The 23,680-nt window shown below is 65.6% G+C and carries 10 protein-coding genes; 6 read left to right on the forward strand and 4 right to left on the reverse strand.

What is annotated here, in order from left to right; translation table 11 throughout:
• The first annotated feature begins 77 nt into the window (after positions 1–77).
• Together FHS02_RS21705 and FHS02_RS21710 are read left to right on the forward strand one after the other, a co-directional pair.
• Entirely contained in the window at positions 78–2,858 is a 2,781-nt protein-coding gene (locus FHS02_RS21705) for a TonB-dependent receptor (protein ID WP_229422365.1), read from the forward strand.
• A 411-nt stretch (positions 2,859–3,269) separates the two neighbouring features.
• A complete protein-coding gene (locus tag FHS02_RS21710) occupies positions 3,270–6,056 on the forward strand; it encodes a TonB-dependent receptor plug domain-containing protein (protein ID WP_137316363.1) in 2,787 nt (928 codons plus the stop codon).
• Between the two features lie 150 nt (positions 6,057–6,206).
• Here the strand turns inward: FHS02_RS21710 and aroG are convergent, their stop codons facing one another.
• Positions 6,207–7,265, reverse strand: coding sequence for a 3-deoxy-7-phosphoheptulonate synthase AroG (gene aroG, locus FHS02_RS21715; protein WP_137316362.1), 1,059 nt, complete (start codon positions 7,263–7,265; stop codon positions 6,207–6,209).
• Positions 7,266–7,344: 79 nt separating this feature from the next.
• On the opposite strand from aroG, the gene FHS02_RS21720 reads away from it, so the two are divergent.
• From FHS02_RS21720 to FHS02_RS21730, 3 genes are all read left to right on the forward strand, one after another.
• Entirely contained in the window at positions 7,345–7,524 is a 180-nt protein-coding gene (locus tag FHS02_RS21720) for a hypothetical protein (protein WP_137316361.1), read from the forward strand.
• Between the two features lie 746 nt (positions 7,525–8,270).
• Positions 8,271–11,066, forward strand: a complete 2,796-nt coding sequence (locus tag FHS02_RS21725; protein ID WP_229430123.1) for a TonB-dependent receptor — start codon at positions 8,271–8,273, stop codon at positions 11,064–11,066.
• A gap of 168 nt (positions 11,067–11,234) precedes the next feature.
• A complete protein-coding gene (locus FHS02_RS21730; RefSeq protein ID WP_137316359.1) occupies positions 11,235–13,910 on the forward strand; it encodes a TonB-dependent receptor in 2,676 nt (891 codons plus the stop codon).
• 147 nt (positions 13,911–14,057) lie between these two features.
• On the opposite strand, the gene tldD is transcribed toward FHS02_RS21730, so the two are convergent.
• The 3 genes from tldD to FHS02_RS21745 form a co-directional block, all read right to left on the reverse strand.
• Positions 14,058–15,518: a metalloprotease TldD gene (gene tldD / locus FHS02_RS21735; protein ID WP_137316358.1), complete on the reverse strand. Its 1,461-nt coding sequence runs from the start codon at positions 15,516–15,518 to the stop codon at positions 14,058–14,060.
• Positions 15,519–15,606: 88 nt separating this feature from the next.
• Entirely contained in the window at positions 15,607–16,428 is an 822-nt protein-coding gene (locus FHS02_RS21740) for a carbon-nitrogen hydrolase family protein (protein ID WP_229422363.1), read from the reverse strand.
• Between the two features lie 9 nt (positions 16,429–16,437).
• Complete coding sequence (locus FHS02_RS21745) at positions 16,438–20,751, reverse strand: YhdP family protein (protein WP_229422362.1); 4,314 nt, start codon at positions 20,749–20,751, stop codon at positions 16,438–16,440.
• A 159-nt stretch (positions 20,752–20,910) separates the two neighbouring features.
• On the opposite strand from FHS02_RS21745, the gene glnE reads away from it, so the two are divergent.
• Positions 20,911–23,652 carry a bifunctional [glutamate--ammonia ligase]-adenylyl-L-tyrosine phosphorylase/[glutamate--ammonia-ligase] adenylyltransferase gene (gene glnE / locus FHS02_RS21750; protein ID WP_137316357.1) on the forward strand — a complete coding sequence of 914 codons (2,742 nt, stop codon included), beginning with the start codon at positions 20,911–20,913 and terminating at the stop codon, positions 23,650–23,652.
• The last annotated feature ends 28 nt before the right edge of the window (positions 23,653–23,680 follow it).

The following is a 23,680-nucleotide window of genomic DNA, read 5'->3' on the forward strand; positions in this document are numbered from 1 at the left end:
GAGCAACGGATACGCACACAACGCCGCCTTTGTAGCTCATCAGAAATTATTTGTGGAGGTTGTACATGGTAGAGAAAATGATGGCACGTTCGGTTCGCCTGTTATTCACGGGCAGCCTGATGGCCACGATGGGCATGGCAGGCACGGCCGCGGCCCAGGACAATTCGAACATCCAGCGCGTCGAGATCACTGGCTCGAGCATTAAGCGCGCAACCGCGGAAACCGCATCGCCGGTCACGGTGATCGGCCGCGACGAACTGCTGCGCTCCGGCAAGAGCACCGTGTCCGAATACCTGCAGACGCTGACCGTCGACGGCGCCGGCTCGCTGCCGACCGGCTTCGGCAACGGCTTTGCCGCGGGCTCCACCGCGATCTCGCTGCGCGGCCTCGGCGCCACCTCCACACTGGTCCTGTTGAATGGCCGCCGAATGGCGCCGTTCGCCCGTGCCGACGATGGCCAGAAAAGTTTTACCGACATCTCCACCGTGCCGATGCAGATCGTCGAGCGTATCGAGATTCTGAAGGATGGCGCTTCGTCCACCTACGGCGCCGATGCGATTGCCGGCGTGGTCAACATCATTTTGCGCAAGGATGTGCAAGGCCTGGAAGTGAAGGCCGACACGGGGTGGTCGCGCTATGACGACGGCAAGGCCAACAAGGCCTCCATCACGTACGGCATCGGCGACCTGGACGAAGACAAGTTCAACTGGGTGGTCAACGCCGAGTACAACCAGAGCGACCGCATCAAGAACAGCGACCGCGCCAACCGCCGCGGCCACATCGGCAACGGCGACCTGCGCGCCTACGGCTTCCCGATCGGCACCCAGTTCGCCGGCGGCTACATCAACGGCACCAACAACGTCAGCCCGTCGCCGACCGGCATGGTGCGCGACCCGGTGTCCACCAACTACGTGAACCTGCCGGGCTGCTCGGCGATCTCGGCCACCACGAACCAGACCGGCGCCAATGGCGGCTGCCTGTACTACCAGGACCAGTGGCGCGACATGCAGCCGGAGATCGAGTCCCTGAACCTGTACTCCAAGGGCACGTGGCAGATCAACGCGGACACCCAGGCTTACGTGGAACTGGGCTACTCGAAGCGCTCGACCGCATTCACGATGACGCCGCCGTCGGTGACGCCAACCGTGGCCTTCCCGCCGAACGCGCAGACGCCGCAGGGCTTCATCAACTACGGCAACCTGAACCTGATGTCGGCCGCGCACCCGCAGAATCCGTTCGGCGCCAACGCCCGGATGCGCTATATCGCCGCCGACATCGGCCCGTCCGAGCGTAACGCGGACAACGAGTTCCGCCGCTTCGTGGTCGGCGTCAAGGGTTCGGCCATGGGCTGGGACTACGACACCGGCTTCACCTACTCCGACTCGAAGCTGGACCTGCTGTACACGAACATGCTGAACATGAACGTGCTGACGCAGGCGCTGAGCAACCCGGCCTCGCAGTACTTCCCGTACTACATCGGCGCGGAAGCCGGCCGCAACCCGGCCTCGCTGTACCAGGCGATGGTGGTCAATGCGATGTCGCACTCCAAGACCAGCCTGTCCGTGATCGATTTCAAGGCAACGCGCGAACTGCCGATCGCCCTGCCGGGCGGTAACATCGGCCTGGCACTCGGCGCCGAGCACCGCCGCGAGAAAGTGACCAACCCGTCGCTGGCCGGTTCCGAGAACGGCTCGATCAACTCCAGCTATGTCGCCGCGTTCGGCGACTCGAAGGTGTCGGCGGTCTATGCCGAGATCCTGGCGCCGCTGCTGAAATCGCTGGAATTGTCCGCTGCCGTGCGTTACGACAAATACGACAACTTCAACTCGACCACGCCGAAAGTCGGCCTGAAGTGGACGCCAGTGCGCACGTTCGCACTGCGCGGTACGTACACGGAAGGCTTCCGTGCGCCAGGCCCGGCCGAAGGCAGCTCGGCATCGCAGTCGACCGGCACCTCCACCGTGCGCGACCCGATCCGCTGCCCTGGCAACGTTCCTGCCGCCGGTGGCGCCACGGCAACCGACTGCGCGATCCCCGTCGCCGCCGTCAAGGTCGGCGATGCCAACCTGCAGCCGGAAACGTCGAAAGGCATGACGCTGGGCCTGGTCTGGGATCCGTTCGAAGGCACCAGCGTGGCGCTCGACGGCTGGAAGATCAAGCGTGAAAACGAGATCAACCCGCTGCCGTACAACGAAGCGGCAGCCCTGCCGACCGCGATCCGCAACGACAACAACCTGGTGCAGAATGGCCAGGTGATCCCGAACTCGGGCACGCTGATCCTGACGCAGGCGCCTTACCGCAACTCGAGCTACACCGAGATCTCCGGCGTGGACCTGGACATCAAGCAGCGCCTGCGCCTGGGTAACTATGGCCGCGCCACGGTCGGCATGGTGATTACCCACGTCGCCTCGTGGGCCCGCCATGAAAGCGCAACGACCTCGTACCAGTTCGCCGGCACGCACGGCAACTGCGACACGTCGAACTGCGCCGGCACGCCGAAGAACAAGGTCAACCTGAACGCTTCGTGGGATATCGGCGCGTGGAACTTCACGAGCAACCTGAACTGGCGCGACAAGATGAAGAACATCTCGTTCGAAGGCGCAGCCTGCGCTTCCACGCTGGCCAACGGCCAGCCGGGCACGAAGGATTGCGAAATCGCGTCGTTCACGACGGTGGACCTGTCGACCCGCTTCAACGTGAGCAAGAACTTCACGCTGTTCGCCTCGGTCAACAACGTGTTCGACAAGATTGCCCCGCTCGATCCGCTGACCTACGGCGGCATCAGCTACAACCCGATGGATGCATCGGGCGCGATCGGCCGCTACTTCCGCGTTGGCGCGAGCTACAAGTTCTTCTGACCTGACTGAGCGCAGTACCGCAAAGGCGCCCCGATGGGGCGCCTTTTTTTTGTGTTCCATTTACACAACAGCACAATCCAATGCCGACGGCTGTCTTGATCTTCGCGTCGACAAGCCAGGACTCACATCTGTACATTCTATAAATGTAACTACCAAACGCTTCGTAAGAACTTTGTTTATTTGACACATCCTTGGCAGCAGCGCGCTACTTTTCCTTCCATCCACCGAACAAAAATTGACAAGAAGCATGGATAGATGGTTTGATATGCCCCCCGTGATTATTTGTGAGAATCACAGGGGCTAGTGGTCACTGTATAACAGTAACTTCCAGTTGCAGCATGGGCTGCGCCGGCCTCCGCCCTACCCGGGCGGCGGCCGCTTTGTCGTTCGCAATAACCTGAAAGAAGTTTCATGATTGAGAAAGTATTGTCTCGCTCCCTGCGCGTAATGTTCGCGGGCAGCCTGGCGATGGGCATGCATGCCGCGACCGCGCAGGAAGCCGGCGAGCAGCCCATGCAACGCGTTGAAATCACCGGCTCGTCCATCAAGCGCATCGCCGCCGAAGCGTCGCTGCCGGTGCAGTCCTTCAACCAGAAGGACATCAAGAAAACCGGTGTCACCACGGTTACCGACTTCATCCAGCAGATCCCGGCGATGCAGGGCTTCACCAGCGCGGCCCAGTCCGTGGGCGGCGGCGGCGGCGGCGTGACCACGGCGTCCATCCACGATATCGGCGAGCAGTACACGCTGGTGCTGCTGAACGGCCGCCGCATCGCGCCGTCCAACTCGGGCACCACGATCGACCTGAACTCGATCCCGCTGTCCGCCGTGGAACGCGTCGAAGTGCTGACCGACGGCGCCTCTGCGCTGTACGGCGCCGATGCCATCGCCGGCGTCGTCAACTTCATCCTGAAGAAGGGTGCGTCGGACTGGCAGGTCGATGCCAAGTACAACAACCCGGAACGTTCGGGCGGGGCGTCGAACTCGATCTCCATCTCGAAGGGCTTCGGCGACATCGATGAAGACGGCTACAGCCTGTTCTTCTCCGCCAGCCACGACGTGCAGAAGTCGCTGAAGGCTTCGCAGCGCAACTTCGCCAAGAGCGGCTTCATCAACTTCACCGACCCGGCCACCGGCAAGGAAATGCTGTTCGCGACCGGCTCGACCCGCGCGCTGCCGGCCAATGCGTCGGTACGCTACACGGGCGCCGACGGCAAGGCGAAGGCGGTGAACCTGAACCCGTACGCACTGTCGCACAACGGCGCCTGCGCGCCGCTGAACGCCGACCTGTACGGCGACGGCAACTGCTGGTTCGATTCCTCGTCGACCATCGAGATCAACCCGGAAACGAAGCGCGACGGCGTATTCAGCTCCGGCGAACTGAAGCTGGGCAACACCGGCTTCCGCGGCTTCTACGACTTCGCGTTCACGAAGGCCAACGTGCGGTCGGCGATCGCCCCGTTCCCGGCGCAGTTCTCGATCGCCAAGGGTTCGTCGCTGTACAACCAGCACATCCTGCCGTACCTGACCGCCGAGCAGGCCGCCGGCGTGACGGCGGTGAACGCGAACTACCGCCTGATGGAAATGGGCAACCGCACGTACGACTACGGCACCAAGGCAACGCATATCGTGGCCGGCGTGGACGGCAGCGCGTTCGGCTGGGACCTGAATTCGGCGTTCACCTGGTCGCGCAACCGCCAGCAGCAGGACTACGTCAGCGGCTTCCCGCTGGCATCGAAGTTCGGCGCGGCGATCGATGCCGGCCAGCTGGATCCGTTCAGCTACGGCCTGGGCGAGATGCCCGAAGCGATGCGCAATACGCTGCTGGGCACCGGCTTCTCCGGCAAGTACCAGACGCAGACCGTGATCATGAAGGGCTGGGATGCGCGCGGTTCGCGTGAAGCGTTCAAGCTGCCGGGCGGCACCGCCATGCTGGGCGTGGGCGTCGACTACCGCGACACCAACTACCACGTGGACGCCGAGAAGGTCGCGGAAAATATCGAGATCCTGTACGACGGCGGCGCCGTCGACAGCGGCTACCACCGCGACAACGCCGGCGCCTACGCCGAGCTGATGATGCCGTTGACGAAGGCCCTGGAAGTGACCGCTTCGGCGCGTTACGACCGGATCGGCGCCGTCAAGGACAACGTCGGCGGCAAGACCTACGGCGATACCGAAAGCGCCAGCACCTGGAAAGTGTCGGCCAAGTACTCGGCCACGAAGAACCTGATGTTCCGCGCTGCCGCCGGTACCGGTTTCCGCGCCGCGACGATGCAGCAGATCGCCGGCGTGCAGGAAGACTGGGGCGTCACGGCCGGTACCTACGGTTGCCCGCTGGTCGGCACCAGCCACCCGCTGGCCTCGTACTGCAACGGCATCGGCCGCACGCAGTTCGAAGCGTTCCGCGCGGGTAACGCTGAACTGAAGCCGGAGAAGTCGAAGCAGTGGTCGATCGGCACCGTGTGGGAACCGCTCAACAATGTGTCGCTGGCGCTGGACCTGTGGAACGTGGAAATCCGCGACCAGGTGAGCGACGTTGCCGAGTCGCGCATCTTCGCCGATCCGATGACGTACGCGAACCTGTTCACGACCAAGTACCTGAACTCGACCGGTTCGAACGAGCTGGCAATCATCTACGCGCCGATCAACATCGGCAAGACGGAAAATCGCGGTATCGACTACGACCTGACCCACAAGATGAACGTGTGGGGCGGCCGCCTGACGAGCCGCCTGGCCGGTACGTACCTGCTGCGCTCGCGCTACACGGAGCCAGGCACGGACGACGTCTGGACCACCAGCCTGAATCGCTACGGCAGCAACGACAAGGTCAGCTTCCGCCACGTGATCAAGGCCTCGACCTCGTTCGAGACCAAGCAGCTGACGCACACGCTGACGGCGAGCTACCGCAATGGCTACGTCGACAAGGCGTGGACCGCGGATGACTGCACGGTGACCGCGGTCGGTTCGGGCGAATGCCAGGCCGTCACGCTGGACGTGCCGAGCTACACCACGTTCGACTACCAGGTGGCCTACCGCCCGCTGTCCAACGTGGAAATCTCGGCCGGCTTCCTGAACATGTTCGACCGCAACCCGCCGCTGTCGCTGCGTAACGCCGGTTCGCACCAGATGGGCTACAACCCTGCCTACTCCAGCGCGCTGGGCCGGCAGCTGTACATCTCCGGTTCCTACCGGTTCTGATGAACCCCGGGCCTTGCGGCCCGGCGGCCCAACGAAAAGCGGCGCCTCGTGCGCCGCTTTTTTTGTTGCCGGAAAACCGGTGACAGACACCGGTTTTCCGGCAACATCTGTTCCAGAAAAACCGGTGTCTGTCACCGGTTTTGACGTTCCTTACTCGCCCTTCAACCGGCGCTGGCGCACGGCGTCGGCCAGTTGCTCCAGCACTTTTTCGCTGGTTTCCCAGTCGATGCAGCCGTCGGTGACGGATTGGCCGTAGGTCAGTTCCTTGCCCGGTACCAGGTCCTGGCGGCCGGCGACGAGGTGCGATTCGACCATCACGCCGACGATGCGCGTGTCGCCACCGGCTACCTGGCCGGCGATGTCGGCGCAGACGGGTACCTGGTTTTCCGGCTTCTTCGAGCTGTTTGCATGCGACGCGTCGATCATCAGGCGGGCTGCCAGGCCATGGCCGGCGATCGCGGCCGAGGTTTCCGCAACGCTGGCGGCGTCGTAGTTCGGCGCCTTGCCGCCGCGCAGGATGACGTGGCAGTCCTCGTTGCCGCTGGTGGAGACGATCGCCGAGTGCCCGCCCTTCGTGACCGACAGGAAGTGGTGCGGCTGCGAAGCGGCCTTGATCGCCTCGACAGCGATCTTGATGTTGCCATCGGTACCGTTCTTGAATCCCACCGGGCACGACAGACCCGACGCCAGCTCGCGGTGCACCTGCGATTCGGTGGTGCGGGCACCGATCGCGCCCCAGGCGATCAGGTCGGCGATGTACTGCGGGCTGATCACGTCGAGGAACTCGGTGCCGGCCGGCAAGCCCAGTTCGTTGATGTCGCGCAGCAGTTCGCGCGCCATGCGCAGGCCGTCGTTGATGCGGAAGCTGTTGTCCATGTACGGGTCGTTGATCATGCCCTTCCAGCCCACCGTCGTGCGCGGCTTTTCGAAATACACGCGCATCACGATTTCCAGGTCGCCCTTCAGGCGCTCGCGCACCTGGATCAGGCGGCGCGCATATTCCATCGCCGCCTTCGGATCGTGGATCGAGCACGGGCCGATGACGACCATCAGGCGGTCGTCCTGGCCATGCAGGATGCGGTGCAGTGCCACGCGCGCGCCGGAGGCCGTGGCGGATGCGGCTTCGGTGCAGGGGAATTCACGGATCAGGTGCGAGGGGGGCGTCAGTTCCTTCATCTCGCGGATGCGCAGGTCGTCGGTGCGTTGCATGGTGCTCTCCTGGAAAAATGCGGCTCGAATGGGCTGAAAAACGTACGGGTAAAAAAAACCGCCATCGCTGGCGGTTTGTTTGTATCTGCTGGACTCGCTTGCTTTTCGCTTACGTGCACCGGCCTTTACTCAACCGCCTGGAGGCAGGGAGCCAAAAGTAAAAAAAGCCGGTAAAGAAAACGAAGCGGTGCATGAAAACGATCCTGTAGTTGAGTTCACTATAACAACAAGTTTCGCGCTTTGGCAAGGACTTGTTTGATCGGCGCCCTTGCGTTCCCGCTTGCTGCTACATGCCACTCATCGCCGGTGCGATGCGGCGCCCGTCACTGCCCTTGCGGCGAATCCTTGATCCGCGTTTATTACGGGAGGCAGGGTTGTCCTGCTCCCGCCCGTCTTTCGCAGGTATTTCTTTCAGATCGATTTCTTCCAGATAGTCTCGCTGCCGTATGACGTACGAGATTGCGCTACCAGTCAAAAAAGCGGACGAAAGTTAATTCCGAATGTACTCGACGAATATTCGGCAAGGTCCAGGTATTCGACGGCGCGAGTATTGGAAGAGTTTACCCATTCTGGAGCCACGCAGTACACCCAGCATCGATACCCCTGCCACATGGCCGGAATCTGCATAACCCGACGATACTGCGGCAAGCTCGAAAAAACTGGATAAAACGGCAAACTTCACCCAAATAACGTCCTACGCACACTAAAAGACTCTAATTTCTCCTTCGTGCAGAATCGCGGATCACAATCCGAATTAGATGCAATAAGGAATTAAAATTTAACGCAAAGATACGTCGATAAATATCGTCCAGTGGGTTCCATAACTGGATTGTGGCGCACATGAGACATTTCAGTTCCGCCCGATCCTTAACTCCTATATAACGTTCACTCTCACGAAAAAATTCGAGACTTTCCGGAGATTTGAAGATGACACGAATGAAAATACGCCCAATGTCGGGCGTAGTACGGCGGGCCTTCCCTATTGCGGCACCTCTATTGATGACAATGCTGACGGCACAGGCACAAAATACGCCTGCCGACACGACCGCGCAGCCGATCCAGCGCGTGGAAATTACCGGTTCGAACATTCGCCGGGCGCAGGCCGAAACGGCATCCCCGGTGCAGACCGTGAACCGTGCCGATATCGAAAAATCGGGCAAGACGACCGTTGCGGAACTGCTGCAGACGCTGGCGGTCGATAACCAGGGTTCGGTCCCGACCACGTTCGGCAGCGGCTTTGCTTCCGGCGCGTCGGGCATCTCGCTGCGCGGCCTCGGCGCCGCGTCCACGCTGGTGCTGCTGAACGGCCGCCGCATCGCGCCGTACGGGCTGGCGGACGATGGCCAGAAAGTCTTCGCCGACCTGAACATCATTCCCGCGGAAGCCGTGGAACGCGTCGAGATCCTGAAGGACGGCGCGTCGGCAATCTACGGTTCCGATGCCATCGCCGGCGTGGTCAACGTCATCCTGCGCAAGGACTACGTGGGCACCACCGTGCGCCTGTCCCAGGGCCTGTCGAACGAGAGCGACGGCGGCGACACCCGCCTGGCCGTCACGCACGGCGTGGGCGACCTGGAAACGGATCGCTACAACTTCCTGTTTTCGGCCGAATACGGCAAGAAGCGCGAAGTGTGGAACCGCGACCGCGCCGGCCGTGGCGCCGTCGGCCGCGCCGACCTGCGCGAATTCGGTTTCTCGGCGCAGGAAGGGCTGGGCGGTACCGGTGCGATCGTCAATGCCGGCGCGGCGGGCAGCTCGATCATCGGTAACGTGCAACGGCCGGGTGGCGGTTATTACAGCCGGGACAGCCTTGACGCCGCCAACGGCTTCACGCGCACCTTCCCGGGCGCCGCGTGCGCGAACCTGACGAACCATCCACAAGGCGCCCCGGGCACCGGCTGCCTTATCGATGCCACCCAGCAGTACAACCAGATCCAGCCGCGCCAGGAAACGCTGAACCTGTTCGGCCGCGCGACCTTCCAGCTGAACAACGACTGGCAGGCCTATGTCGAATTGAATGGCTACCACAGCGATACGGATTCGTCGACGACCCCATCGGGCGTCAGCGCCAGCGTCGGCTATCCGGGCGGCCCCGTCAACAACGCCGGCGTTTCGCTGGGCGCCACCCACCCGGACAACCCGTATTTCGGCAGTGCCGCCCGCGTGCGCTACCTCGCGTGGGACGTAGGCCCACGCACCAGCGCCATCGAAACGAACTTCGTGCGCGCCGTGGCCGGCCTGAAGGGCACGGCCGCTGGCTGGGACATCGATAGCGCGTTGCTGTTCTCGCAGAGCAAGACCAACCGGAGCCAGAACGGTTACCTGCAACGCGACGTGGCCTTCGCCCTGCTGAACCCGACCGCGGCAAACGTTGCCGCCGCCCAGGCCGGCAGCGCCGCCTATGCCGGCCTGCCTGCCGGCAGCTACTGGCGCATTGGCGAGAACGCCGGCCTCAACTCGCCAGCCATCTACGCTGCCCTGTCGCCGACGATCACGAATGACGCCACCACCAACATCGCCATGGCCGACGTCAAGGCATCGCGCGAGTTCGGCCAGCTGCCGGGCGGTGCGATGGGCCTGGCCGTGGGCGCGGAGTTCCGCCACGACGAAACCGAACTGGCACCGACTTCGGGCACGGAACGCGGCAACATCATCGGCCTGGGCTATTCGGCCTACGAAGGCCAGCGCAATTCCGCCGCCGTATATGCCGAATTCCTGGCGCCGGTGCACTCCACGCTGGAACTGTCCGCCGCACTGCGCTACGACCACTTCAACGACGTGGGCAACTCGTACACGCCGAAGGCGGGCTTCAAGTGGACGCCGGCGCGCAGCTTCGCACTGCGCGGCACGTTCGCCCGCGGCTTCCGCGCACCAGGCCCGGCCGAAAATGGCCGCGGTGGCCTGGCGGCGTTCTCCACGGCGGACGATCCAGCCCGCTGCGCGCTGGGCGTCGAGGCTGCCTGCTCCTCGGGGCAGGTGGCGGTGATCACGTCGCCGAACCCTGACCTGGCGCCGGAAAAGTCGAAGAGCTTCTCGCTGGGCGCCGTTTGGGATCCGCTGCCGCGTACCAGCATCTCGCTGGACGCCTGGCAGATCGAACGCAAGAACGAGATCAACCAGGAAACGACCGAGGCGGCCATCGCGGCTGGCAACGTCGTGCGTGACCCGGGTTCCGCCGTCCCTGGCGTTGCCGGCGATCCTGGCCAGATCGTGGCCGTGCTGACCAACTACATCAACTCCGCCTCGACGAAAGTCAACGGTGTCGACCTGGATGCCCGCACCACGTTCCAGCTGGGCAATGCCGGTTCGCTGACGGCCGACATCAAGTGGACGCACATGTTCAAGTTCGAGCGCACCGACCAGGAAGGCAACACGGTCGACTTCGCCGGCACGCACGGCAACTGCGACGTGACGAACTGCATCGGCACGCCGGACGACCGTATCAACCTGGGCCTGACCTGGGATCGCGGCCCGCTGCGCCTGTCCGGCGTGGTCAACCATCGCGGCAAGTTCGACAACACGGAGAACAAGCAGGCGGAAGAATGCGCCTTCCACTTCTCCGCTGCCGCCGGTGGCGGCGATGCCCCGACCGGTTGCAAGATCAGCTCGTTCACGACGCTGGACCTGACCGCCAAGTACCGCTTCACGAACAAGGCCGAGCTGTTCGCCACGATCCAGAACGTGTTCGACAAGGAACCGCCGCTGGATCCGCTGACCTACGGCGCCGCCGGCTACAACCCGCTGGACTACAGCGGCGCACTGGGCCGTTACTTCCAGGTAGGCGTGCGCTACACCTTCTAAGCTACATTGCTGCAACAGAAATGGGCCTTCGGGCCCATTTTTTTTGATCTGTGATTTGTTAGCGATCAATATCGTGTCAAAGTGTTATTGCGAGCTGATGCATATAAGTGAAACCATCGGCTACTTCTGAGCAGTTCCATGAAAACTACTTGAGGAGCATCCCCATCCATGAACACCGCCCATCCGCGCACGCTCCGCTCCCGCCGCTTCAACCTCCGCCTCGCCGCCCTGCCCCTCGCACTCGCTTCCCTGGCATCCCCTGCCGCCCATGCCCAGCAAGCCGAAGAAGGCCAGGTCGCCCGCGTCGAAATCACCGGCTCGTCGATCAAGCGCATCCAGTCGGAAACGGCGAATCCGCTGACGGTGTTCCGTGCCGAGGAATTCGTCAAGCAGGGCCTGACGACGGCGCAGGAAGTGCTGGACCGGATCCCATCGAACCAGAGCAGCTTCGGCGCGGCCAACGTGGTGGGCGGCAATGCCAGCGGCCTGCCGACCGGGGGCCAGGCCACGGCCGACCTGCGCGGGCTGGGCGGCGACAAGACCCTCGTGCTGCTCAATGGACGCCGGCTGGCCACCCACCCGTACGACGGCGCCAGCGTGGACCTGAACCTGATCCCGGTGGCGGCGCTCGAGCGCGTCGAAGTACTGCGCGACGGCGCCTCGGCGATCTACGGCACCGATGCGATCGGCGGCGTGATCAACTTCATCACGAAGCGCGGTGTCGACCGCGCCACCATCGCGCTGGAAGCGACCTTTCCCGAGGAGACCGGCGGGCGCGAACGGCGCGCCAACCTGACCGCCGGCGGCGGCGACCTGGAGCGCGACCGCTGGACCGTGCTGGGCGTGCTGGACTGGCACAAGCAGGACGTGATGACGTCGCAGCAGCGGCCGTTTTCCGCCACTGGCGTGATCCCGTCGCGCGGCTTGAACATCACGTCCGGCACCACGTTCCCCGGCAATTACTTCGACCCGGTGACGGAGGCGCAGGGCAACCCGGGCAATCCCACCGGCTGCGATGCGCCGCGGTCCGTGCCGCATCCCACCAATGGCACCTGCCGGCAGGATTACACGCGCCAGATCGACAACATCCCGGCGCAGGAACACGTGACCGCATACGGCAAGGCCAGCATGAAGGTGGGCGCCGACCATACCGCCTCCGTCGAGCTGCTGTATTCGGTGAACCACGTGATGTCGCGCACCGCGCCACCGCCGCAGACCGGCCTGCTGCTGCCGGCGTCGAGCCCCTATTACCCCGGCAATTCAGGCGGTGTTCCCGCCCAGGCGGGGCTGTCCGGCGAGCCATTGTCGGTCAACTGGCGGCCCACCGAGGCGGGCCAGCGCCAGATCAAGTCGAAGGGTTCGGGCACGCGGCTGGTCGGCTCGCTGGAAGGCTTGATCGCCGGCTGGGATTACACGGGCGGGCTGAGTTATTCCGTCAGCCGCTCGGAAGAGCAATTCACCGGCGGCTACGTCACCGATGCCACGTTCGCGGCCGGCGTCTTCAACGGCATCCTGAATCCGTTCGGGTTGCAGGACGAGGCCGGGCGCACCTACCTGGCCAGCACCGCGCTGCGCGGCCGCGTGCAGGATGCCAGCAACCAGCAGACCGCGTTCGACTTCAAGGCCAGCCGCGAACTGTTCGACCTGGCAGGCGGCAAGCTGGCGGTGGCGTTCGGCGGCGAGCTGCGGCACGAGAAGGCCGACTTCAACGTCAACCGCGACATCGCCGGGCAGGCCTCCAGCTCGGGCCTGTCCGGCTCGCTGTCGAAGGATGGCAGCCGCACCGTGCAGGCCGTGTTCGGCGAAGTCAGCGCACCGCTGCTGAAGACGCTCGAAGCGTCGCTGGCCGCGCGCTACGATCACTACAGCGATGCCGGCAGCACATGGAACCCGAAGGCTTCGCTGCGCTTCCAGCCGAGCCAGGCCTTCGTGCTGCGCGGCTCCGCCAGCACGGGATTCCGCGCGCCCACGCTGTTCGAGAAAAACGCCCCGCTGTCGCGCAACGACACCAGCAATACCTACGACGATCCGATCCTGTGCCCGGGCGGCGTGCCGCAGCCGGGCGCGAACCCGCTGCGCGACTGCGACCTGCAGCAGTTCAAGCTGCAAGGCGGCAACGCCGACCTGAAGCCGGAGAAATCGCGCACCTACTCGATCGGCGCCGTCTTCGAGCCGATCCCGGCCCTGACGCTGACACTGGATTACTGGACCATCCGCCTGCGCGACAAGATCGGCGCGCTGCCGGAGCAGACCATCTTCGGCAATTACGAAAAATACCGCGACCGGTTCCTGCGCTTCCCCGACGGTTCGCCGAACGCGATCCTCGACCTGAACGAGAACCTCGGCAAGGTGAAGACGGACGGCGTCGACGTCAGCCTGACGGCGCGCGCGCCGAACCAGAGCTGGGGTGCGCTGTCGTTCACGCTGGACGGCACGTGGGTGCACAACTATGAATACCAGAACGAACGCGATGGCGAGTTCACGCAGAACGTGGCCCGGTACGCGGACAACAACGTGGTATTCCGCTGGCGGCACAACGCGGCGCTGACCTGGCGCTCGGGCGTGTGGAGCGCCACCGTGGCCCACAACTTCAAGACCGGCTACGACGACCAGAACCTGGTCGAGCCGCAATTCTTCAACCGCGTACCGTCGTATGGCCTGGTGAACCTGTCGGGCACGTACACGGGCTTCCGCAACGTGTCGCTCACCGCCGGCATCAAGAACGTGGCCGACAAGGAGCCGCATTTCTCGAACCAGGGCACGCTGTTCCAGAAGGGCTACGACCCGCGCTACACCGACCCGGTCGGCCGCGCCCTGTACCTGCGCGGCTCGTACACGTTCTGACCCGGAGATAGTTGCAAGAAAACCGGTGACAGACACCGGTTTTTCTGGAACGGATGTTCCCAGAAAATAGGTGTCTGTCACCGGTTTTCAGGCAACAAAAAAGGCGCCAGGATGATCCGGCGCCTTGTCGTTGCAGCGGAGCGAAGGTTACGCGGTGCCGCCGACGGTCACGCCGTCGATGCGCAAGGTCGGCTGGCCGACGCCGACCGGCACGCTCTGCCCTTCCTTGCCGCACACGCCCACGCCGGGGTCGAGCTTCATGTCGTTGCCGATCATCGATACGCGGTTCAGCACGTCGGGACCGTTGCCGATCAGCGTGGCGCCCTTCACCGGGTACGTGATCTTGCCGTCTTCGATCATGTAGGCTTCGCTGGCCGAGAACACGAACTTGCCGTTCGTGATGTCGACCTGGCCGCCGCCGAAGTTCACCGCGTACAGGCCGTTCTTGACGGAAGCCAGGATCTCGGCCGGGTCCTTGTCGCCGGCCAGCATGTACGTGTTCGTCATGCGCGGCATCGGCAGGTGCGCGAACGATTCGCGGCGGGCGTTGCCCGTGACCGGCATTTTCATCAGGCGGGCGTTCAGCGTGTCCTGGATGTAGCCGCGCAGGATGCCGTCCTCGATCAGCGTGGTGCACTGGGTGGGGTTGCCCTCGTCGTCGATGTTCAGCGAGCCGCGGCGGTCCTGCAGGGTGCCGTCGTCGACCACCGTCACGCCCTTGGCCGCGACGCGTTCGCCGATGCGGCCCGAGAACGTCGACGAGCCCTTGCGATTGAAGTCGCCTTCCAGGCCGTGGCCGATCGCCTCGTGCAGCAGGATGCCGGGCCAGCCCGGGCCCAGCACCACGGTCATCGGGCCGGCGGGGGCCGGGCGCGAATCCAGGTTGACCAGCGCGCCCTTGACGGCGTCTTCGGCGTACTGCGTCAGCAGTTCGTCGGTGAAATAGCCGTAGTCGTAGCGGCCGCCGCCGCCGGACGAGCCCATCTCGCGCCGGCCGTCCTGCTCGACGATGACGGTGACCGATACGCGCACCAGCGGGCGGATGTCCGCCGCCAGCACGCCGTCGCTGCGCACCACCAGCACCACGTCGTATTCGCCGGCCAGGCCGGCCATCACCTGCACCACGCGCGGATCCTTGGCGCGGGCGATCTTTTCCACCCGTTCGAGCAGCTTCACCTTGGCCGCGGCATCGAGCGAGCTCAAAGGATCGTTCGGCAGGTACAGCGAACGGCCGCCCTGCTGGGCCAGGCTGCCGGCCACCTTGATCTTGCCGGCGCCGGCGCGCGCGATCGTGCGCGTGGCGGCGGCCGCGTCGAGCAGCGCCGCTTCGGAAATCTCGTCGGAGTACGAGAACGCCGTTTTCTCGCCGGACACGGCGCGCACGCCAACGCCCTGGTCGATCGAGAAGCTGCCCGTCTTGACGATGCCTTCCTCCAGGCTCCAGCCCTCGTTCTTGGTGAACTGGAAGTACAGGTCGGCGTAGTCGACCTTGTGCGTGAACATGGTGCCGAGCGTCTTGATCAGCTTGCCTTCGTCCAGGCCGAACGGGGTCAGCAATACATCGCGTGCGACGGCCAGCGACGTGAGGTTCGGTTCGAATGGTTTCATGGTGAATTTCCCGAGCTATGACTGGCTGCCATTGTAGTGGATTCACGGCATGGCCGCCGCCGCCACGCCGCGCGGCCTAGTGTGTGCCTTACATCGTTCGATGCTGCAGCGCGGGCAGCTTGCGCCGCACGCTGTCGATCAGCTCGCGGTCGACCAGCCCGCCGGCGATGCCCTCGCCTTCCTCGACGATCGCGCGGACCTCGCCCCACGGGTCGATCAGCTGGCTGTGGCCCCAGGTACGCCGGCCGTTGACGTGCGTGCCGCCCTGCGCAGCGGCCAGCACGTAGCACTGGTTTTCGATGGCGCGGGCACGCAGCAGCGTATCCCAGTGCGCCGCGCCGGTGGTGTACGTGAACGCGGCGGGCACCACGATCAGGTCTACCGGCCCCATCGCGCGGAACAGTTCCGGGAAGCGCAGGTCGTAGCAGATCGCCATGCCCACCTTGCCGGCCCCCGTCTCGACGGTGCAGACATGCCTGCCCGGCACGATGGTGCGCGCCTCGTCGTACGATTCGCTGTCGTTGGCAAAGCCGAACAGGTGGATCTTGTCGTAGCGCGACACCTGCGCGCCGGCCGGGTCGAACACGAGCGTGGTATTGAGTACCTTGCCCGCCTCGCCGCTGACGAGCGGCAGCGTGCCGCCGAATAGCCAGACGCCATGCGTGCGCGCCAGCTCGGCCATCGTGTCCTGGATGATGCCGCTGCCGAGCTGTTCGGCCACCGCCACCTTGTCGGTATCGGCCATGCCCATGATCGGCCAGTACTCGGGCAGCACGACGAGGCCGGCGCCGTTCGCGGCGGCCTGGCCGACGAGCCGGCGGGCGGTGGCGATGTTTTCCGTCACGTCGGGCGTGGAAACCATCTGGACGGCTGCAACGAAGTTGCCGGCAGGATTACCGAAAGTGCTCATGATGTCCTCTCACTGGGTGCGGGTGGTGGTAGACAGGTCGGGCGCGGCGATGTCCTCGGTTACAGTCCTGCCGGGGTTCAGCCTGTTCTCGTCGAGTTTCGTGATGACGGGCGCCTTCCACGGCCCCGTCACCTGCATCTGGTACGTCAGCGCCTTCATCATCGGTTGCGCCAGGAACAGCTGGGCCAGGTAGCTGCCCAGCCCGATCACGGGATTGACGGCCAGCGCATAGACCAGCGGCGCGGTACCGAAGTTCAGCTCCGGGATGACGACCACGTGCAGGTTGGTCGATTCGTTGGCGATGTCGGCCGTGCCCGCCATCAGCACAGTGGCCTGCACGCCGTGCATTTTCAGGTTCTCCGTCTTCACGATGCCGCGGTCGATCTGGGCGCCGGCGGTGAGTCCGTCGAACTGCAAGCCTTGCGAGAACACGTCGTTGAAATCGAATTTCAGCAGCCGCGGCAGTGCTTGCAGGCTCAGCACGCCCAGCAGCTTCGCGGCGCCCGGGTCCTGCTTCAGGAACTGGCCCTTTTCCACGTTCAGGTCCAGCTTGCCGGAGAGCGTGGGAATGTCGAGCGAATACGGCAACCCCTTCCACGCGATATCGCCGGACAGCTTGCCCTTGCCGCCTTTTACCGTGTCGGCAAAGCCGAAGCGTTCCAGCAGCTTGCCCGCGTCATGGATCTCCAGGTTGAAATTGAGCGCCGTGTTGTGCCGCTCGTCCTGTTGCCCGGCTTGCTGCTCGTTGCCCGCTTTGTCCTGGCGGCCGCCGCGGGTGACCCAGCGGCCGGTGCCGTGCAGTGCGCCGTCCGCATTGACCAGCGCCAGCTTCGATACGCGCCATTCGCGCGACGACGTGATCAGCGCATTGTAGGCCTGCAGTTCCAGGCTGCCCAGCGGCCGGTTGAACAGCTCGAAACGCTCGGCCACGATATCGAGCGCGGGAATCGCCGGCGAGCTGGCCGACCGTTCCAGCATGTCCTTCACGTCGCCGGCCGCCGATTCGGGAATGATCAGGCTGGACAGCCGGGCCGTGACCTTGCCCAGCCCGCGCCCGGTCGGCGATTCGGCCCACGTGATGTAGCCGTTGGCCTGCCGCGAATCGATGTTGGCCTGCCAGGCGCCGCCGCGGTGGGTGGCGCCCAGCACCACGCCGTCGAGCTTGCGGCTGGCCAGGATCAGTTCGTCGGTGCGCGCCGCCATCGTCTCCGGCACGATGTACTGCGCCAGGTCGATGCCGCCGCCGCTGCCGCTGTTGCCACCGGTATTACCACCAGCGTTATTACCACCACCGTTATTACCACCACCGTTGCCGCCGCCCGCGCCGGCGATATCCGTGCCCAGCGCCAGCCAGTCGTCCACGTTCAGCGATTTCATGCTGACGTTCAGCGCCATGCCGCTGTCCGGCTCGGGCGCGGCCGTGTTGACGCCGATGCCGCCGCGCACCAGCTGCCATGCGCCGCGTTCCTGCCCGCGGCTTTGCCGCTGGCGCTGGTAGTAGGCGGCCACGGTGCTGCCGAGGGAAATGCGGATATCGTCGCGCGCCAGCCCCGCTTCGTCGGTGGCGGCGCCGTTCAGCACGAAGTGCACCGGCAGTGCGTCGGCGGCATTCTTGACGAGCGGCGCCGGGAAATCCAGGGCCACGCCGGTCAGCAGCGATTCGACGACGACCTGGTAGCGGTGGTTGTGCGCGGTGATCAGGCCGTTGTAGCGGGTGCCGCCATCGATGTGCCGGGCCAGGCGCTGCAGCGCCGGCGACGGGTAGGTGCGGCGCAGGCCGTCGGCCGTGACGTTGCCGCCGATGCGCACGGCGATCGTGCCGTCGCGCTGCGTGCCGCCGCCGACGGTCAGCTGGCCACCCAGCAACGTGCCGTTCAGGCCGTTCAGGTTGACGCCGCGCTCGTTGAATTCGATCTTGCCGGTGGCCAGCAGCACGGGCGGCATGTCGTTCCACAGCGTCACGTCGTTGCCCTGCAATTGCAGCGTGCCGTTGACCTTGCTCTCGAGCAGGCGGTTCAGCGGCAGGTCCAGGCGCAGCGTCAGTTTCGCGTTGCCGGTGGCCGAGGTCTGGTCGGTGAAGTGGCCGATCCAGCCCAGCACCGGGCTGTTGGCCACGTAGCGCAGGTAGTCGCTCATCGCGCCGGCCGCGTTGCCGTCGATTTCCAGCACGCTGTCGTGATGGATCAGGTCGGCGATGACGGCCTTCACGTTCGCCAGGTTGACGTTGCCCGTCTTCGCGGTGTCGCCGCGGATCTCCATGCGCGCGCGTTCGAACACGAAACTGCCCTGTATCTGTTCGGCCTGCGGCCACAGCGGCGACTTGCCGTCCGGCGCGAAGTGGGACGGTTCGTAGTTCAGCTTGCCATCCTTGATGCGCCCGGCGATGCGGAATTCGCCCTTGCCGAAATCCGGCGTATCGGCCGCGAACGGGAAATGCGCGAGGTCGCCGGCCAGCCGCACCGACACGTCGTGCGCGCTGCCGCCTTCCAGCGCGCCGGTCAGCCAGGTCTTCAGGTGCGCCGGCGTGGCGACCGGCAGGTAGCGGCCGATGCGGTTGATCGTGAAGCCATCCAGCTTGCCGCGGATGTCGGCGGTGCCGGGGCCGGCAAGCCTGCCATCCTTCCCGGCCGGCAGCACGTGGCTGCCCGACAGCGCGCCCGTCAGGCCTTCCTGGTCGAATTCCAGCTGGCCCAGGTCGACGCGCAGGCCCTCGTCGCCGCGCGACCACGATGCGTCCAGCAGCAGTTTCCTGAACGGCATTCTTGGCGTGTCGAACCAGGCCGGCATGTCGATCGCGAAACCGGGCGCGTCGAGCACAATGCTGCCGCCGTCTTCGCGCGCCTCGACCGTGCCGGACAGCCGCTCGAAGCCCGGCAGGGCCGGCATGGCCGGCAGCGCCGGCGACTTGCCGTCGGCCGGCACGGCCGCGCGCGCGGACAATGCTGCCATGCCGAGCTCGCGCAGATCCGCCCTGACCCGCCATGCGGCCGGCGCCGACAGCGGCCCCTGCCACTGTGCCTGCAGGTTTTCCACCCGCCCACGCGGTGCCAGGTCGGCCAGCAGGGTGCGCTGCGCGGCCGGCAGCGGCAGCCGCGTGGCCAGTCCGGCCAGCACCTGCAGGTCCAGCGCCGGCGAAGTGAGCTCGGTACTGGCCGGCCGGCTCCTGGTGGCAGGCGTGGTGCGTTCGGTCACCGTCGTCGGCGCCAGCGCGGCGCCGTCCCGCGTGCGCAGCGTGAGGCCGGTCACGCTGGCGCGGTGGCCATAGGCGCCGAATGCTGCTTCACGGTCGGCGCCGCGTGGTGCCTTGTCCTCGCTGAAGGCAAGCCGGCCCGCCAGCGCGGCCACGTCGAGCCGCGGCAGGTCCGGGCCCAGAGTGGCGACGACGTCGTCCAGCGCCACGTCGGCCGTCGCGCCCGTCAGGCGGGCGCGGTCGATGTCGAACCACGCGCGCAGGCTGCCGCGGCCCGATGCCAGTTCATGCGGATACGGCAGGTGCGGCTTCCAGGCGGCCAGGTCGGCGTTCCGCACGGCGGCGTACAGCGTGCCGCGCCATTGCCTGACGTCGGCCGCATGCTGCGTGAACGCGGGCTGCCGGAAGTCGGCGCGGATATCGAGCGTGCCGCCCAGCGCGCGCGGCGGCGCGGCCTTGATGCCGAAACGGTGCCGGCCCCAGCTGTTATGCAGCACCACATGCAGGTCCTGCAACGCCAGCGGTTCGGTGCCGCGCATGGCGTCGGTCCACGCCACCCGGCCTTCGCGGATCACGATTTCGCGCTGGGCCAGCAGCCAGTCGGCCCCGCTGCCGTCATCCTTGCGTTCAGGGTCGAGCAGCACGCCGGCCACGTAGAGCTTGCCGTCGGCCTCGCGGCGCACGTCCAGGTTCGGCCGGATCAGTTCGATCGATTCGAAGCGCACGCCGAACGTTGCCAGGCTCCACCACGACAGCGTGGCCGAGACGCTGGGCAGCCGCAGCGCCTGCCGGCCGGTGCCGTCGCGCAGCACCACGTCGCCCAGGAACAGGTTCGGGCGCAGGCCGGACCAGGAAGCATAGATGCGGTCGATCGTGACGGGATTGCCGGCGGCGCGGCTGGCCAGCCGTTCGATATCGTCCTTGTAGTGGTCGATATTGGGCAGCACGGCCCAGCGCAGCGCCAGGAACAGCAGCGCCAGCGCGAAATACACGACCAGCACCAGCTTGATCGTGAATCCCAGGACGTGGTGGGTGGCCAGGTTGCACAGGCGGTAAGCGGCCTGGAGACGGTGCCAGCGCACAACCAGCGGGCCCTCGCCTGTCAGCTCTTTCTCTGCCGTTTGTTCCGTCAACGCACAATCCCTGGGTCAGCCGCCCTGAAAAATGCTTAGCGGCAAAAAAAATATTGGCTCATTCACGCCCAGGGCGCGAGAGGTGCCCATTCTACCCCAAGGCCCGGTTAAACTAGCCCGCACAAAGCTGACCATTACACTACGTTACCAAGTCCTTAAATGCCCTCTTCCGTCTCCCCAGTCTCCAGCAGCCGCTTCTACCAGCGCTGGCTTGCCGCCGCGCCTGACCGCCAGGCGAAGATCGATTCTCTAGTGCAACAACCGCTGGACAGCGCCGACCTGGAGGCCTTGCTGGCCGTGGAACGCGAAGGTGGCGTATTGCCGACGGCACGCGGCATGCGCCGCTTGCGCAACCTGCTGATTGCCGGCCTGATCCGGCGCGACCTGGAGGGGCTGGCCGACCTGAACGAGGTGGTGACGGCGGTGACGCGGCTGGCCGACTTCGCGATCCGCACGCACCTGGCCGAAGTCGATGCCGAGATGCGCGCGGCGCACGGCGTGCCGACCGGCGCCGAGTCGGGCGTTGCGCAGGAATTGATCGTGCTCGCAATGGGCAAGCAGGGCGGCTTCGAGCTGAACGTGTCGTCCGATATCGACCTGATCTTTGTGTATCCGGAAGACGGCGATACGGTGCCGACGGCGCCAGGCCAGCGCGTGCTGTCGAATCACGAGTATTTCGTCCGGCTGGGCAAGAAGCTGATCGCGGCGATCGCCGAGATCACCGAGGACGGCTTCACGTTCCGTGTCGACATGGCGCTGCGCCCGAACGGCGGCTCCGGCCCGCTGGCGGCCAGCCTGGGCATGGTCGAACAGTACCTGATCGTGCAGGGCCGCGAGTGGGAACGCTACGCGTGGGTGAAGGCGCGCGCCGTGACCGGCCGCGCCGAGGATATCGCCGCGCTCGATGCGATCGTGCGGCCGTTCTGCTTCCGCCGCTACCTGGACTTCGGCGTCATCGATGCGATCCGCACGATGCACATGCAGATCCGCACCGAGGTGAACCGGCAGGAACGGCTGCACCCGGAGCGCAGCCACAACGTCAAGCTGGGCCGCGGCGGCATCCGCGAGATCGAATTCCTGGCCCAGGTGTTCCAGCTGATCCGCGGCGGACGCGACCCGAGCCTGCGCGACCGCTCCACGCGCGCGACGCTGCGCGTGCTGCCCGACAAGGGCCTGCTGGCGGCGGACACCGTCGAGCGCCTGCTGGCCTCGTACACCTTCCTGCGCAACCTGGAACACCGGCTGCAATACCTGGAAGATGCGCAGACCCACACGCTGCCGCCGAACGACGCCGACCGCGAGACGGTGGCGCGCATGATGGGCCTGCCCGATGCGGCGGCCCTGCTCGCCGAACTGGAACAGCACCGGCGCTTCGTCGCCGAGCAGTTCGACGCGATCTTTGCCGACAAGGCCGGCGACGAGGAAATCGACCCGGCCACCAGCAACGAATGCGCCGATCCGGACAACTTCGAGGCGATCGAATCGCGCTTCGCCAGCCTGGGCTACGACAACCCGTCCGCCGCGGCGCGCCGGCTGATCGCCACGTGGCAGGCGCCGCGCGTGCAATCGATGCCCGAAGCGAGCCGCCAGCTGTTCGTGGCGCTGATCAACGCGGCACTGCCCCGCATTGCCCGCGCGGCCGAGAACAATCCGGTCGGCACGCAGCTGGGCACGCTGGGCCGCCTGCTCGATTTCCTCGAAGCAATCGCACGGCGCTCCTCGTACCTGTCGCTGCTGACCGAGTACCCGCACACGCTGGCGCGCGTGATCGACATGATGCATGCCAGCGCCTGGGCCGCCACCTTCCTGACCCAGCACCCGATCCTGCTCGACGAACTGCTGGACGAGCGCATCCGCACCGCCGTGTTCGACCCGGTGGCCCTGGCGCAGGACCTGGATGGCCAGCTGGCCGTCTACGAAGGCGACACCGAGCGCCAGCTCGACATCCTGCGCGAGGTCCACCACGCGCAGCTGTTCCACCTGCTGGCGCAGGACCTGGCCGGCGACCTGACGGTGGAAAAGCTGGCCGACCACCTGTCCGCGCTGGCGGACGTGATCGTGGCCGCGGTGATCCAGGCCGCCTGGCGCACGGTCGCGAAGCGCCACCGCGAGGTGCCCCGCTTCGCCGTCATCGCCTACGGCAAATTGGGCGGCAAGGAACTGGGCTATGTCTCCGACCTGGACGTGATCTTCCTGTACGACGACGACGACCAGGAAGCGCCCGGCCTGTACGCCAAGCTGGCGCAGCGCTTCATCACGTGGATGACCACGCACACCCCGGCCGGCATCCTGTTCGACATCGACACGGCGCTGCGGCCGGATGGCGCCAGCGGCATGCTGGTGTCGTCGGTGGCGGCGTTCGAGCGCTACCAGAAGCAGTCGGCATGGGTCTGGGAACACCAGGCGCTGACGCGCGCCCGCTTTTGCGCCGGCGATGCCGACATCGGCCGGCGCTTCGAGGAGATCCGCTGCGAGGTGCTGCGCCAGCCGCGCGTGACCGGTGAAGAGCTCAAGCGGGAAGTGCTGGCGATGCGCCGCCGCATGCACGACGCCTACCCGAGTCGGCCGGAAAGCTTCGACCTGAAGCAGGATGCCGGCGGCATGATCGACATCGAATTCATCGTGCAGTACCTGGTGCTGCAGCATTCCGGGCAGCACCGCGAGCTGACGGCGAACCGGGGCAATATCGCGCTGCTGCGCATCTGCGCGGAACTGGGGCTGATCGACGCCACGCTGGCCGCCCAGGTCGGCGACGCCTACCGCGCGATGCGCAAGCTGCAGCACCAGATCCGGCTGCAGGGCGGCGAGCAGTCGCACGTCGATCCGCTGCGCGTGGCGCTGCACGCCGAGAACGTGACGCGGCTGTGGCGGACCCTGTTCGGCGAGGGTGATATCGCGTGAACCAAGGCGCGACCCAGGCCGCTGGCCG

It is taken from the genome of Pseudoduganella umbonata (assembly GCF_014192225.1).
Taxonomy (GTDB): Bacteria; Pseudomonadota; Gammaproteobacteria; order Burkholderiales; family Burkholderiaceae_D; genus Rugamonas; species Rugamonas umbonata.